Annotated in this window: 13 protein-coding genes; 11 read left to right on the top strand and 2 right to left on the bottom strand. The window is 71.4% G+C overall.

The features are described from left to right. Window positions 1–72 precede the first annotated feature (72 nt). The 6 genes from AC5JOC_RS04815 to AC5JOC_RS04840 all read left to right on the top strand — a co-directional run bounded on the left by AC5JOC_RS04815 (window position 73) and on the right by AC5JOC_RS04840 (window position 5304). Entirely contained in the window at window positions 73–915 is an 843-nt protein-coding gene (locus tag AC5JOC_RS04815; RefSeq protein ID WP_079706980.1) for a carbohydrate ABC transporter permease, read from the top strand. Further along, entirely contained in the window at window positions 912–2189 is a 1278-nt protein-coding gene (locus AC5JOC_RS04820) for a glycoside hydrolase family 3 protein (protein WP_494245582.1), read from the top strand. Before AC5JOC_RS04815 ends, AC5JOC_RS04820 begins: the two co-directional genes overlap by 4 nt. Window positions 2190–2275: 86 nt before the next feature. After that, window positions 2276–2485, top strand: coding sequence for a hypothetical protein (locus AC5JOC_RS04825; RefSeq protein WP_494245583.1), 210 nt, complete (start codon window positions 2276–2278; stop codon window positions 2483–2485). 141 nt (window positions 2486–2626) lie between these two features. Then, entirely contained in the window at window positions 2627–3424 is a 798-nt protein-coding gene (locus tag AC5JOC_RS04830) for a BadF/BadG/BcrA/BcrD ATPase family protein (protein ID WP_494245585.1), read from the top strand. Continuing rightward, window positions 3408–4445, top strand: coding sequence for an N-acetylmuramic acid 6-phosphate etherase (gene murQ / locus AC5JOC_RS04835; protein ID WP_494245587.1), 1038 nt, complete (start codon window positions 3408–3410; stop codon window positions 4443–4445). Before AC5JOC_RS04830 ends, murQ begins: the two co-directional genes overlap by 17 nt. Continuing rightward, window positions 4435–5304, top strand: coding sequence for a MurR/RpiR family transcriptional regulator (locus AC5JOC_RS04840; protein WP_085514317.1), 870 nt, complete (start codon window positions 4435–4437; stop codon window positions 5302–5304). The genes murQ and AC5JOC_RS04840 overlap by 11 nt, the downstream gene beginning before the upstream one ends. 9 nt (window positions 5305–5313) lie before the next feature. Here AC5JOC_RS04840 and AC5JOC_RS04845 read toward each other — a convergent pair whose 3' ends face one another. Both AC5JOC_RS04845 and AC5JOC_RS04850 read right to left on the bottom strand, forming a co-directional pair. Continuing rightward, window positions 5314–6036: an SDR family NAD(P)-dependent oxidoreductase gene (locus AC5JOC_RS04845; RefSeq protein ID WP_159876247.1), complete on the bottom strand. Its 723-nt coding sequence runs from the start codon at window positions 6034–6036 to the stop codon at window positions 5314–5316. Next, window positions 6036–6968, bottom strand: a complete 933-nt coding sequence (locus AC5JOC_RS04850) for a helix-turn-helix domain-containing protein (protein WP_191942060.1) — start codon at window positions 6966–6968, stop codon at window positions 6036–6038. The genes AC5JOC_RS04845 and AC5JOC_RS04850 overlap by 1 nt, the downstream gene beginning before the upstream one ends. 128 nt (window positions 6969–7096) lie before the next feature. On the opposite strand from AC5JOC_RS04850, the gene AC5JOC_RS04855 reads away from it, so the two are divergent. From AC5JOC_RS04855 to AC5JOC_RS04875, 5 genes are all read left to right on the top strand, one after another. After that, complete coding sequence (locus AC5JOC_RS04855) at window positions 7097–8122, top strand: zinc-dependent alcohol dehydrogenase family protein (RefSeq protein ID WP_430893546.1); 1026 nt, start codon at window positions 7097–7099, stop codon at window positions 8120–8122. Beyond that, window positions 8119–9345 carry an MFS transporter gene (locus AC5JOC_RS04860; RefSeq protein ID WP_494245590.1) on the top strand — a complete coding sequence of 409 codons (1227 nt, stop codon included), beginning with the start codon at window positions 8119–8121 and terminating at the stop codon, window positions 9343–9345. The genes AC5JOC_RS04855 and AC5JOC_RS04860 overlap by 4 nt, the downstream gene beginning before the upstream one ends. A 723-nt stretch (window positions 9346–10068) precedes the next feature. Beyond that, the gene (locus tag AC5JOC_RS04865) at window positions 10069–10386 is read left to right on the top strand and encodes a hypothetical protein (RefSeq protein ID WP_494245592.1); all 318 of its coding nucleotides are present in this window, start codon (window positions 10069–10071) and stop codon (window positions 10384–10386) included. 160 nt (window positions 10387–10546) lie between these two features. Continuing rightward, on the top strand, window positions 10547–12547 hold the full coding sequence (locus tag AC5JOC_RS04870) for an ABC1 kinase family protein (protein WP_124767668.1): 2001 nt from the start codon (window positions 10547–10549) through the stop codon (window positions 12545–12547). Window positions 12548–12590: 43 nt separating this feature from the next. Further along, entirely contained in the window at window positions 12591–13841 is a 1251-nt protein-coding gene (locus AC5JOC_RS04875) for an APC family permease (protein ID WP_494245594.1), read from the top strand. Window positions 13842–13865 lie beyond the last annotated feature (24 nt).

Genomic DNA, 13865 nt, shown 5'->3' on the forward strand with positions numbered 1-13865 from the left:
CCCGCCCCCACCGCCGCCCGTCGACCGGCTGAAGGACCGGGCACCGACCGGTCCACCAAGCCGCAGGTCCCGATGCACCGGAAGGCGAGCGGTCGGAAGATCCGCTCGAACACCGTCAAGGCGATCCTCGTCACCCTCCTGCTCGTGTTCACGCTGTTCCCGGCGTACTGGATGCTGTCGAGCGCGTTCGACGCGCAGGCGTCGAGCGGCGGCCAGTCCTTCTTCCCGAAGGAGTTGTCGTTCACGAACTTCGAGTCGGTGCTGACCGACGGCGGGTTCGCGGTCTTCCTCCGCAACTCCGCGATCGTCGCCGGTGCGACGGTGCTCATCTCCGCCGCCGTCGCGCTCCTGGCGTCGGTCGCGGTCGCCCGCTTCCGGTTCAAGTTCCGCACCGCGGTGCTGCTCATGATCCTCGTCGTGCAGATGGTGCCGCTCGAGGCGCTCGTGATCCCGCTGTTCGTGCAGATCCGCGACCTGCAGCTGCTCAACACGCTGCTCGGGCTCATCATCGTGTACGTCGCGCTCGCACTGCCGTTCGGCATCTGGATGCTGCGCGGCTTCGTCGCGGCGGTGCCCGTGGAGCTCGAAGAGGCGGCGTTCCTCGACGGCGCCAGCTGGTGGCGCATGTTCCGCTCGATCATGCTCCCGCTCGTGGCCCCCGGCCTCGTCGCGACGAGCGTGTTCAGCTTCATCACGGCCTGGAACGAGTTCATCTTCGCGATGACCCTGCTCGGCGGCTCGACGGAGAACTACACGGTGGCCATCGGCCTCAAGCAGTTCTTCGGCCTGAACTCCAACGACTGGGGTTCGGTCATGGCGGCGTCGACCATCATCACGATCCCGGTCATGATCTTCTTCATCCTCGTGCAGCGCCGCCTCTCGGGCGGACTGGTGTCCGGAGCGGTGAAGGGATGATCGACCCCGACGTCGCGCGGCTCGTCCGGGGCGTCCTCTGGCCGGGCTTCCTCGGCCGGACCGCCCCGGACTGGCTGCTGCGCGAGCTGGACGGCGGCCTCGCGGGCGTCGTGTACTTCGGGCAGAACCTCTCCTCGGACCCCGCGGAGGTCGCGGCGCTGTCGGCCGAACTCCGCGACCACCGGCCCGAGATCCTCATCGGCGTCGACGAGGAGGGCGGCAACGTCTCCCGCCTCGAGGCGCAGACGGGCTCCACCCTGCCCGGGCATGCGCAGCTCGGTGCACTCGACGACGTCGAGACGACGCGCGCGGTGGGTGCGGCACTCGCCGAGCGGCTCCACGCCGCCGGGGCGAACGTCGCCCTCGCGCCCGTCGCCGATGTGAACACCAACCCAGCGAACCCGGTGATCGGGGTGCGCTCGTTCGGCCCCACCGCCGAGCTCGTCTCCCGCCACGTCGCCGCGATGGTCGACGGATTGCAGGCCGGCGGGGTCGCCGCGTGTGTCAAGCACTACCCCGGCCACGGCGACACGGCGAGCGACTCGCACCTGGATCTGCCCCGCATCGACCTGGACCTGGCGGAGCTCGAAGCCGAGCACCTGCCACCGTTCGACGCGGCGATCGCCGCCGGCGTCGCGAGTGTCATGACCGCCCACATCGTCGTCCCGGCGTTCGGTGACGCCCCGGCGACGCTCAACCCGATCCCCCTCCGTCGGCTGCGCGAAAGCGGCTTCGACGGCGTGATCATCTCCGACGCGCTCGACATGGCCGCCATCCGGTCCACCACCGGCTCAGGACGCGGGGCGGTCCTCGCCCTCGAGGCCGGGGTCGACCTGCTCTGCATCGGCAACCCGTCCAACCTCGGGCCGAAGCAGGGCGCGACGACCGACGAGGACGACTACCTCGAGGTGTTCGAGGCGGTCTGCGCCGCAGTCGCCGACGGCGAGCTCGATCGAGCGATCGTCGAGCGCGCGGCCGCCCGTGTGGCGTGGCTCGCGCGGTCCGTCAGCCCTTCCCCGGTCCCTGAGCTTGTCGAAGGGCGCTTCTCCGACGCCATCCGGCGGGTCGTGCGCGTCCGGGGCGAGGTCGCCATCGACGGCCTCGGCGATCACCCTCGTCGACCTCCGCGACCGACCGACGTTCGCCGTCGCCTCGGCCCACGATCCGTTCGCCGAGTCACTCGCCGAACGGTTCGACGTCACCCGGCTCGCTGCCGGCCCGAGCCTCCGGACACCGGATCCAGCACGCCGAGGCGCCCGCCTCCGACGAGCTGACCCTCCTGCTCGCGACGATCCCCGCCGACGACGGGGTCGTCCTCCTCGCGGACCGCCTCGGCGACGACACCCCGCAGCGGCTCGCGGTGGACCGCGTCGCGCTGGTCCGCCCGGACGCCGTCGTCGTGAGCGTCGGGCTGCCGATCTCCGAGGACGCCGTCCTGCCCCTGCCGGTGATCGACACGCTCGCGGCCTCCCGGGCGTCCGCCGACCGGGTCACCGAACTCCTCACCGCGGCCTCCACCGCGGCGCCGATGCGCCATCAGTACGACCAGCACCACCGGAACGGATCATGAACCACCTCGCAGCACCCGTCCTCGCCATCGATCTCGGGAAGACCTCCTGCCGCGCCCGTATCACGAGCGGATCCGGCGACGACCTGACCGTCCTCGCGGAGGCCCGCGGCCACGGTGCACCGGGCCTCGCCGACCACGAGGGTGCGGAGCTGTCCGCCCGCGCAGTCCTCGAGACGGTCGCGCACCTTCCGGCGGACCTCCTCGCCGAGGTGCAGCACGTCGGGTATCGGCGCCGCCGGGGTGGAGGCGGCACCGCACGAGGTCGCCGCGTTCACCGCCGAGCTTCGCCTGGCGCTCGGAGCGACGATCGCCGTCGTGAACGACGCCCTGGCAGCCCACGCCGGCGCCTTCGCCGGTGGTCCCGGCACGGTACTCATCGCCGGCACCGGATCCGTCGTGTTCGACGTCGACGCCGACGGCTCCGTGAAGCAGATCGACGGGTGGGGTCCCTGGCTCGGAGACGAGGGCAGCGGTCGATGGATCGGGCAGCAGGGCCTCGAGGCGTGCATGCGTGCCTTCGACGGGCGCGGCCCCGCGACCACGTTGCTCGCCGACGCCGAGGCGCTCATCGGGTCGATCCCCGCGCTCCCCCGCTGGGTCTCCAGCACCGGAGCACCGGCCCGCCAACTCGGCACCTTCGCGCCCACGGTCATCATCCGAGCCGAGGAGGGCGACGCCGTCGCCGCGGACATCGTCGACGCCGCCTGCGCCCACCTCGCCGTGAGCGCCGCCGCCGCCGGCACGGGCGCCGTGTGCGTCGTCGGCGGGATCGCCTCCCACCCCTACGTCGCCGCACATCTCGCGACGGCCATGCACGAGGTCGGCGTCGACCTCGTCGCACCCCGCGGTGACGCGCTCGACGGAGCCAGGCTCGTCGCACTCGACACCGCGATCTCCTACGACGGAAGGGTCGTGCGCGACGATGTCCACGCAGTCTGAGAGCGCCTCACCACCGGTCCCTGAGCCTGTCGAAGGGCCTGGGCCGATCACCGCAGGGCTGACCTCCGACCGCGACACCATCCGCGCGGAGCTCGCCACCCTCTCGACGGAGCAGGTGAACGAGCGACACCCCGACCTCGACGCCCTCTCCACGCGGGAACTCGTCGCCGCGATGAACGAGGACAACCGTTCCGTCCCCGACGCCATCGCGGCCGTCGAACCCGAGATCGCCGAGGCCGTCGAAGCGATCGTCGAGCGCCTCCGCCGGGGCGGACGACTCGTCTACCTGGGCGCCGGGACCGCCGGACGGATGGGCATCCTCGACGCGAGTGAGGCGCCACCCACGTTCGGGACCGACCCCGGCCTCATCGTCGGACTCATCGCGGGTGGTCCGGGCGCCATCCAGCAGGCGGTGGAGAACGCCGAGGACCGCGACGACCTCGGTCGGGCGGATCTGGAATCGCTGTCGATCACCGCGGACGACGCCGTCGTGGGTGTCTCCGCATCCGGTCGCACGCCCTACGTCCTGGGCGCCCTCGAGTACGCGCGCTCGATCGGTGCGATCACCATCGGCCTGTCGTGCAACGCCGGCTCCCCACTCGCCCGGGACGCGGACATCGGCATCGAGGCGGTCGTCGGTCCGGAGCTCCTCACCGGATCGACCCGGCTGAAGGCGGGGACGGCGCAGAAGCTCGTGCTCAACATGCTGTCGACGATCACGATGGTGCGGCTCGGGAAGACGTACCGGAACCTCATGGTCGACCTCCTCACCACGAACGAGAAGCTGCGGGCGCGGGCGGAACGCACGGTCATGCTGGCGACCGACGTCGACGCCGCCACGGCCGCGAAGACGCTCGCATCCGTGGACGGCTGGGTGAAGGCCGCTATCCTCGTCCTCGTGACCGGCATCGCCGCAGATGAAGCAGTCGCCCGCCTCCGTGGTGGCGACGGCTCCCTCAGCGCGGCCATCGCAGCGCACGCCGTCGAAGACCCGACGGGGGCCGCACCGGATGTCCACTGACGCGCTGCTCGTGCTCCGCCAGGCGATCCCTCGTCTGAGCGCCGCCGAGACGCGCGTCGCCGAGACCATCATCGGCACCCCCTCGCTCGTCGTCGAGTTGACCATCACCGAACTCGCGAAGGCCTGCGGCACCTCGCAGGCGACCGTCGCGCGGTTCTGCCAGACCATCGGGTACACCGGCTACCGGGAGTTCCGGGTGGCCGTCGCGACCTCCACGAGTCGCGAGCAGGCGGAGCGTGACCGGTTCGAGGTCGACGACGCCGACATCGACCCGGACGACTCGGTGGAGACGGTCGTCGCGAAGGTCGCGTACCAGGAGGTGCAGGCGATCGAGCTCACCGCCCGCTCGCTCGACCGCGACGCCCTGGACGCGGTCGTCGACGCCCTCCTCGTCGCCCCACGGATCGACATCATCGGCTTCGGGTCCTCGAACCTCACGGCGCAGGACCTCCACCAGAAGCTCTACCGGATCGGCATGCCGGCCAACACCTTCGTCGACGCCCACCTCGCACTGCCCTCGGCCGCCCTCCTCGGGCCCGGTGGGGTCGCCATCGGCATCTCGCACTCCGGGCTCACGGTCGAGACCGAGCAGGCGATGCAGCTCGCGCGGGCCGCCGGCGCGACGACCGTGTGCATCACGAACTTCCCCGACTCCCCCATCGCCAGCCGCTGCGACCTCGTCCTCGCGACGCAGGCGAGGGAGAGCCGATACCGCTCGGGTGCGATGTCCTCGCGCATCGCCCAGCTCGCGCTCGTCGACCTGCTCTTCATCCGCGTCGCCCAGCGTCGCTACGACGCCGCGGCGGAGTCGCTCCGCGTCACCTACGAGTCGATCCAGGACCACCGCATCGACACCTGAGTTCGGAGATCACGGCAGCAGCGAGACGCCCGTGTGCTCGGCGAGGGCGAGCAGCAGCTCGTCCTGGAACGCCTCGTCGCGGACCGCGCGGTGCGGCTCCTCGCGTCGCTGGTGGTGCCAGTAGCCGGAGGTGTCGGCGCCACGCCCTTCGGCGAGCGCCACCTGGGTCCGGTGCCCGAGTTCCAGGTCGTCGGGCGCGTTCGGGCCGCCCATCCGTGTCGGCACCCACCCCGGGTCGACCGCGTTGCTGAACACCCCGGGACGCACTCGCGCGATGGCCGCCGCGAGGACGGTCACGAGGAGTTTGCTGTCGGAGTAGCTCGCCGTCCTCGTGGAACCCGACCAGTCGAGACCGTCGAGCGTCGCGGTACCGCCGCGGTGCATGCTGCTGCTGAGGAACACGAGTCGCCGCGCGGGGACGAGGGCGCTCAGCAGGTAGGGCGCGACCACGTTGACCGGTAGGACGGCCGCTCCGTCGAGGACGCCGGCGTTGTGGATGATCGCGTCCACGGGACCGGCAGCTGCGACCTGCTCCGCGAGCTCCTGGACGCCGTCGAGGGTGGCGAGGTCACCGGTGACGAGGTGCGCGGAGGGCTCGTCGAGCAGCCGGACCTCGTCGGCTCGGGCGAGGCTCCGGGCATGGACGAGCACCTCGTGCCCGTGCTCGACCAGCTCGGTCGCGGCACCGAGCCCCAGGCCGACGGCGGCACCGGTCACGAGGATGCGCGCCATCAGCGACCCCCTGCCCGTCCGGCCTCGCTGGTGTCGGGCTCGTTCGTGACCGCCGCAGCGTCACGCTGCTCCGCCTCCCGCTGGGACGCCGCCCAGTTCGCGAGCAACTGCAGACGCTCGGCGGACGGTGAGCCGGGCTCCGCCGTGTAGACGAGCACGACGTGGCCTGGGTCGGCCGTGATCGCGAGCTCCTCGTAGGCGAAGGTCATCTCGCCGACGATCGGGTGGTTGAACCGCTTCGTTCCCGTGCCGTGGGTGCGCACGTTGTGCGCTCCCCAGAGGGTGCGGAAGGCGTCGCTCCGGGTCGACAGCTCACCGACGAGGTCGTGCAGTCCCTTGTCGTGCGGGTCCCGGCCGGCCTCGGCACGCATGACCGACACGCACATCTCGGCGAAGACGTCCCAGTCGGGGTAGAAGTCCCGGGAGGCCGGGTCGAGGAACTGGAACCGGGCGAGGTTCGGGGTGCGCCCGCCGTCGCCGATGACGGGCGAGTAGAACGCGCGCCCGAGCTCGTTGGTCGCGAGCAGGTCCTGGTGGGTGTTGCGGACGAAGGCGATGCCGTCGGTGATCGCGTCGAGCATCCAGTGCAGGCTCGGCCGGGTCGCGGGGTTCTTGGCCGCCCGGCGACGCGGCCGACCGGAGAGCGGGACACCGTCGGCCGCGCGGGCGAGGTCGAACAGGTGGGTGCGTTCCGCCTCGTCGAGCTGGAGCGCCCGGGCGATGGCGTCGAGGACGGTCGACGACGCTCCGGCGATCGCCCCGCGCTCCAGCTTCGCGTAGTACTCGACACTGACCCCGGCGAGCGCCGCCACCTCGGAACGCCGCAGCCCGGCCACCCGTCGGTTGGGGCCCGCGGTGAGGCCGGCGAGTTCCGGGGTCAGCCGTGCCCGACGCGTCATGAGGAACTCGCGTACGTCTGCTCGATCGTCCATGCCTCCGACGATACGTCCTCGAAGCGAGCCGACAGGTGCCCTCTCGGTACACCTCTCAGGCGGGACTCCCTCCCGGGTCGGGCGGGGCGTTGACTGGTCGCCTGCACCACCCGACAGAAGGAGCACACATGCGCGCAGTCGTCATGCACTCGCCCGGCGACGTCCGGGTCGAGGACCGACCGGACCCCACCATCGTCGACCCGACCGACGCCGTCATCCGGCTCACAGCGACCTGCATCTGCGGGTCCGACCTGTGGCCGTACCGCGGGGTCGAGCCCGTCGACCACACGAACATGGGGCACGAGTACGTCGGTGTCGTCGAGCAGGTCGGCGAGGACGTGCGGACGGTCGCCGTCGGCGACTTCGTCGTGGGCTCCTTCGTGACCTCCGACAACACCTGTGAGATCTGTCAGGCGGGGTACCAGTCGAAGTGCGTGCACGCCGAGTTCGTGTCGGTCGCCGCGGGCACGCAGGCTCAGCTCGCACGCATCCCCCACGCCGACGGCACACTCGTGGCGACGCCCGGGCAGCCGGACGCGGAGCTCATCCCCTCGCTGCTCGCCGCGTCCGACGTGCTCGGGACGGGCTGGTTCGCCGCGGTCGCCGCCGAGGTGGGGCCGGGGAAGACGGTCGTGGTCGTCGGTGACGGGGCCGTCGGGCTCATGGGCGTCCTCGCGGCCCGGGAGCTCGGGGCGGAACGCATCATCGCGATGTCGCGTCACGCCGACCGGCAGGCGCTCGCCCGTGAGTTCGGTGCGACCGACATCGTCGAGGAGCGCGGTGCGGCGGGTGTCGCACGGATCAAGGAGCTGACCGGCGGTCTCGGCGCGCACAGCGTCATCGAGGCGGTCGGCACCGAGGAGTCCATGCTGCAGGCGATCCGCTCCACTCGCGGTGGCGGCCACGTCGGCTTCGTCGGCGTCGCCCACGAGGGTGTCTCGCTGCCGCTCGACGAGCTCTTCTTCGCCGAGGTGCACCTCCACGGTGGGCCGGCGCCGGTGCGACGGTTCCTCCCCGAGCTCATCCGGATGATCTGGGAGCGGAGGATCGACCCGGGGAAGGTCTTCGACCTCACGCTGCCGCTCGAGGACGCCGCCGAGGGGTACCGGGCGATGGACGAGCGCCGTGCGATCAAGGTGCTGCTGACGCTGTGAGCCCCGCAGCACCGATCACCTCGACGCCGGACGCGCCGGTCGGGGCGTCGACCCTCCCCGTAGCCGGGACGCCCACCCGGATGCCCTGGTTCGCACTGGCGGCCCTCGCCGCGATGGGGTTCGTCCTCGTGGCCGCGGAGACGATGCCGGCCGGGCTCCTCCCGGTCATCGCCCGGGATCTCGACACGAGCGAGGGCCTGATCGGTCAGTTCATCAGCGTATGGGCGCTCGGGACCGTGATCGTGACGGTCCCGGCGCTCGCCCTCACCCGTGGCATGCGTCGCAAGCCACTCCTCCTCGGCGCGATCGTCGGGCTGATCCTCGCGAACACCGCGACCGCGGTCGCGGGGGACGTCGTCGTCGCGCTGGTGTCGCGGTTCGTCGCCGGTGCGTTCTGCGGGGTGATCTGGGGCATGCTCGCCGCCTACGGGCGTCGCATCAGCCCGCCCGACCGTGGAGGCCTCGCACTGTCGATCGTGTCCGTCGGAGCACCCGCCGGGCTGGCACTCGGGACACCGCTCGGCGCCTGGCTGGGCACCGCGTTCGACTGGCGCTGGGCGTTCGGAGGACTCACGGTGCTCGCGCTCGTCGTGCTCGTGTCCATCGCTGTGTTCGTACCCGACGCGGCAGGGCAGCCTCGCTCGGCACGGCTCCCGCTTCGGCGGGTGCTCGTCCTGCCCGGTGTCGCGGTCGTCCTGGCGGTGATCGTCGTCTGGATGCTGGCTCACAACACCGTCTACACCTACATCGCGCCGTTCCTTCGGGCTTCGGGCACGGGGCTCGGGGCCGATCTCGTGCTGCTCGTCTACGGTGTCGCATCCATCGCGGGCATCGGTCTCACGGCGGCGCTCATCGATCGGGCTCCGCGCGCGCTGCTCCACGGGAGCGTCGCGACGTTCGTCGTGGCGGGCGCGCTGCTCCTGCTCGGCCACGCGTCGATCGTCGCCGTCCTCATTGCGACTGTCCTGTGGGGGCTGGCGTTCGGTGGCTCCTCCGCCCAGCTGCAGTCGGCGCTCACCCGATCGGGACGCGAGCACTCGGACGTCGCGAACTCCTTCCTGCCCGTCGCGTTCAACCTCGCGATCTTCGCCGGCGGTGTCCTCGGGGCTCTCCTCCTCGGCACCTTCGACGGGCTGATCCTCCCGGTGGTCATGATCGCCCTCGGACTCGCTGCGCTGCTGCTCACGATCGTGGGACGCCGGTCGGCCTTCGCCGCGGGGTGACGCGGAGGCCGAGCCGGTGGCGGCGGTCGCGTGAGACCATCGGGCATGGCTTCCATGGACGACGCACCGCGGATCGGGGACCTCGAGGTCGACGGCGACGCACTCACCGGCGACGGCACGACACTCTCGGAGCTGGCGGACGAACTGGCCTGCGGCGTCGACGAGACCACCGCCGGGGCACCGCCGGCTGGTTGGCGGGTGCTCCGCCGGTTGGAGAGCGGTGCGGTGTATCTCGGTTCGCCGGTCGACGCGGACCACCGGCACCTGGCGCGTGGCACAGGTGCATCCGGGAGAGCAGCCTCCGGTGGTGCGCGTGCACCCGGACACGTTGGTCGTGCGCCCGAGCCGGGCCGAGCGGCGACAGGGCTTGGTGCTGCGCTGGCCGTCGTTCGTGGAGGAGGTCAGCAGGACCCGAGCGAGCTCGTCGATCGACATCGTCAACGCGGGCGCCACCAGATGGACGCCCGAGAACGAGGGATTCCGTGCCGTCGGGGCGCTCACCGCACCAGGCGGAGACCGAATTCTCCTTCGGCTGGATGAGTTCCGCCAGCAGATCGCGCGGTCCCGCTCGACCCCGGGGAGTACGCCCGAGTCCCGGTGCAACTGCAGCTGCAGTCCGACCCGACCTCACTGGAGCCCGGCCGCCGTACGACCTCCACGTCGTGGTCGTCGAACTCGGGCTCCGCCTCGCCGAGCCGCTCCGGGTCGAGCTGACCGCTGAGCATGGTCGCGCGTCAGGTCGCCAAGCAGAACCGCCACCGGGCCGACCCCGCGAGCGAGCGCCGAGCGTTCGATCGACAGATCGAAGCAGAGCAGCTGCGAGTCGGCGCCCGGCGGTCCTGGCCCGCGATCGCCGAGGTGGTCGGGAGCGCGGTGTCGGACGACGAGGCGTTGGAGCGCATCGCGGCAGTGCTCGGGACCACGACGGAGCAGGCGGCATCGGTCTACGACGCATCACTCCGCGCGATGGTCAGGGCGGACGCCGACCGCCGTGACGAGCAACTGCAGGAACTCATCCGACAACGCGACGCCCTCGGGTGACGGCCCACCCACCGAGAGTGCAGAAGATGTCCGCTCAGGCCGCGTTTGAGAGCGTCTTGCGCACTCTCGCCGAGCGCATCAGCGCTCGCGCTCGCTCAGCCGGGCCGGATACGCTGGCGGGCGGGGCGAGACGACCGCTCGACCCACGAGGGGATGCCGGATGCTGACTGACGCACTCACCATCGTCCTGGCGGTCGTGTCGGCACTGCTCCTCGGATTCGCCGCGCGGCGGGTGCTCGACGCCCCGGTCGGATGGCCGCGCAGCATCCTCGTCGGGCTCGTCGTGTTCGTCACCGGCCCACCGTTCGTGAACTGGCTGCTGCAACAGACCGGCCTGGTCCAGCCTGGTGAGGCCGGAGATGCTCGAGCGGCCTTCGCAGCGATCGCCGTGGCGCTCCTCGCGATCGGTTGGATCTTCGCGCTCGGGCTCGGTGTCCTCGTCGCCATCGAGGTCATCATCCCGACCCGGCCGCTGATGAACCCGATCGACGTCGTCCGCTCGGCGATCAAACGACGGCGACGGACGAGGCGATACCTGCAGATCCTCACCATCGCGTCGCGGCACGGCGCGGGCTGGCTCGTGCACGGCCGATCCCGCGTCCAGCTCGAACTCACCACGAGTGAGCAGCGCGCCAACGCGATCATCGCCACGATCAACGACTCCGGCGTCACCTTCGTGAAGCTCGGACAGGTGCTCTCGACGAGACGCGACCTGGTGCCCGAGCCGTACCTCAGCGCCCTCGCGTCGCTGCAGTCCGAAGCGACCACGCTGCCCTGGCACGAGGTCCAGGTCGTCATCGAGACGGAACTCGGTGCTCCCATCGACACCGTGTTCGCGTCGATCGACTCCGAACCGCTCGCGGCCGCGTCCGTCGCGCAGGTGCACACCGCCGAGCTGCTCGACGGTACCCCCGTGGTCGTGAAAGTCCAGCGACCGGCCGCCCGGGTGCAGGTCGAGGCCGACGCCGACATCGTCGTCCGCCTCGCCGAGCGCGCTGAGACGCACACCAAGTTCGGGCAGGACCTCCGCCTCGCCTCCGTCGCGCGGGCCTTCACCTCGACGCTGCTCGAAGAACTCGACTACCGGATCGAAGCCCGCAACGTGGAGATGATCCGCAGCACCTTGAAGCGTCGCGAGGAGCGCGACGAGGGCGTCCGGATCACGGTGCCACGCGTCTACCCGGCGGCCTCCGGCGCCCGCCTGCTCACCATGGACCTCGTCGACGGGTTGCCGCTCAGCCGAGCACGGGACCGCATCGCGACCATCCCGAAGGAGGAACGCGAGACCCTCGCGACCGGCCTCATGGAGGTCGTGCTCGAACAGATCCTCGTGCACGGCGTCTTCCACGCCGACCTCCACCCGGGCAACGTCATCCTCCGCGAGGACGGATCGCTCGGGCTGATCGACTTCGGGGCCGTCGGCGTCATCGAGCGCAGCCAGCGGCAGCGACTCACCGCGGTCATGCTCGCGACCGTCAGCGAGGACGACATCGCGGCGACCGACGCCCTCCTGCTCATCGTCGACCTGCCTGAGGACGCCGACCTCGACGCCCTGCGCCACGACGTGGGCATCGTCATCACGACCGAGCGTCACCGCCCCGGTGGCGACGGCTCGATCTTCAGCCGACTCCTCGACGTCATCCGGCAGCATCACATCGCGCTCCCCGGCGACCTCGCCGCCGCGTTCCGCAGCTTCGCGACCCTCGAAGGGTGCCTCAAAGCGCTCGACCCCGACTTCGACATGTTCGAACAGGCCCTCCCGATGGTCCCGCGTCTCCTCCGCCGCTCGCAGTCCATCCGGCAGACCGCGGTCACCCTGCAGGCGCAGGCCGCCGTCACCGCCGCGTTGGCCCGCAACCTCCCACGTCGACTGGACTCGCTGCTGTCCGGACTCGAGGACGGGACCGTCGGCGTGACGCTGAAGGGCTTCGCCGACGAACCGGCGAAGGGGCTCGTGGAAGGCGTGACCGCTGAGATCGTCGGAACCCTGATCTCGATCGCCGCCCTGGTGATCGCCGTGGTCCTCGTCGTCACCGGTGCCGGCCCGGTCCTCCCCGGCGGCCTACGGGTGTTCGATCTCATCGCGGCGTTCATCGGGTTCCTCGGCTTCCTGGGGCTGCTGCGCGTCCTGCGGCAGACCGTCGTCCGCAGGGGTCGGTGACCGGAGCACCCCACTGTTCACCTGACGGCGCTACCGTGATCGGGTGAGCGACCCCCGACTGCAGCGACGCCTGGGCACGAGCGCCGCGGTGTTCATCGGCCTGGGCTCGATGATGGGCGCCGGGGTCTTCGCGGTGTTCCAGCCGGCGGCGCAGGTCGCCGGCGCGGGACTCCTCATCGGGCTCGTGATCGCCGCGGTCGTCGCCTGCTGCAACGCGATGTCCTCCGCGCAACTCGCCGCGCAACTCCCCTCGGCTGGCGGCACCTACCTCTACGGCCGCGAACTCATCGGGCCGTGGTGGGGCTTCGCCGCCGGATGGAGCTTCGTGGTGGGCAAGACCGCGAGCGCGGCAGCCATGGCGGTCGCTTTCGCCGCGTATGCGGCACCGGCCGAGTGGAGTCGTCCGGTCGCCGCGGTCGCGGTCGCCGCGGTGGTCCTGACCAACTGTCTCGGGGTCACCCGCACCGCGACCGCGACCCGGGTGATCGTGGTGGCCGTCCTCCTGGTGCTCGCCGTGGTCGTCGGTTCAGGCGTCGTCGGGCCGGAGGCCGGTTCGACCGGGGTCGCGTCGCTCGGGTTCGACGCCAGCCCGCTCGCCGTGCTGCAGTCGGCGGGGCTGCTGTTCTTCGCCTTCGCCGGGTACGCGCGGATCGCGACCCTGGGCGAGGAGGTCCGCGACCCGGCCAAGACGATCCCCCGCGCCATCGGGATCGCCTTCGTCGTCGCCGTGGTCGTCTACGTGGCCGTCGCCGTCGTGTCGTTGCTCACGCTCGGCGCGGACGGCCTCGCGTCCAGTGCGCGACCGTTGGCCGCGGTGGTGGAGACGAACGGGTGGCCGTGGGCTGCGACGCTGGTGCGACTCGGTGCGGCGGCGGCCTGTCTGGGGGCGCTCCTCGCGGTGTTCGCGGGCATCGGCCGGACCGCCTTCGCGATGGCGAGGACCGGCGACCTGCCGCGCGTCCTCGACGCGGTGCACCCGCGCTTCGCGACCCCCTACCGCGCGGAGCTGCTCGTCGGGGCGGTCGTCATCGTCCTCGTCCTGCTCGTCGACCTCCGGAGCGCGATCGGGTTCTCCTCGTTCGGCGTCCTGCTCTACTACGTGGTCGCCAACGTCGCGGCGTACCGCCAGACGCGCGAGCACCGACGGTACCCGCGGGCGGTGAGCGTGTTCGGCGCCGTCGGTTGCGTCGTGCTCATGTTCACGCTGCCGCCGACGTCGGTCATCGTGGGCACGGTGGTCGTGCTCCTCGGGTTCGCCGGGCGGGCGATGCTGGCACCTCGACAGGCTCGGTGACCGGAGGTCAGGCTCGGTGACCGA

It is taken from the genome of Plantibacter sp., from assembly GCF_059073635.1.

Excerpts from the sequence above, each read along its gene's own strand:
- AC5JOC_RS04870 (WP_124767668.1), top strand. The coding sequence starts at position 10,547 with ATGCTGACTGACGCACTCACCATCGTCCTGGCGGTCGTGTCGGCACTG.
- AC5JOC_RS04820 (WP_494245582.1), top strand. The coding sequence starts at position 912 with ATGATCGACCCCGACGTCGCGCGGCTCGTCCGGGGCGTCCTCTGGCCG.
- AC5JOC_RS04855 (WP_430893546.1), top strand. The coding sequence starts at position 7,097 with ATGCGCGCAGTCGTCATGCACTCGCCCGGCGACGTCCGGGTCGAGGAC.
- murQ (WP_494245587.1), top strand. The coding sequence starts at position 3,408 with ATGTCCACGCAGTCTGAGAGCGCCTCACCACCGGTCCCTGAGCCTGTC.
- AC5JOC_RS04840 (WP_085514317.1), top strand. The coding sequence starts at position 4,435 with ATGTCCACTGACGCGCTGCTCGTGCTCCGCCAGGCGATCCCTCGTCTG.
- AC5JOC_RS04815 (WP_079706980.1), top strand. The coding sequence starts at position 73 with ATGCACCGGAAGGCGAGCGGTCGGAAGATCCGCTCGAACACCGTCAAG.
- AC5JOC_RS04845 (WP_159876247.1), bottom strand. The coding sequence starts at position 6,036 with ATGGCGCGCATCCTCGTGACCGGTGCCGCCGTCGGCCTGGGGCTCGGT.
- AC5JOC_RS04850 (WP_191942060.1), bottom strand. The coding sequence starts at position 6,968 with ATGGACGATCGAGCAGACGTACGCGAGTTCCTCATGACGCGTCGGGCA.
- AC5JOC_RS04865 (WP_494245592.1), top strand. The coding sequence starts at position 10,069 with ATGGTCGCGCGTCAGGTCGCCAAGCAGAACCGCCACCGGGCCGACCCC.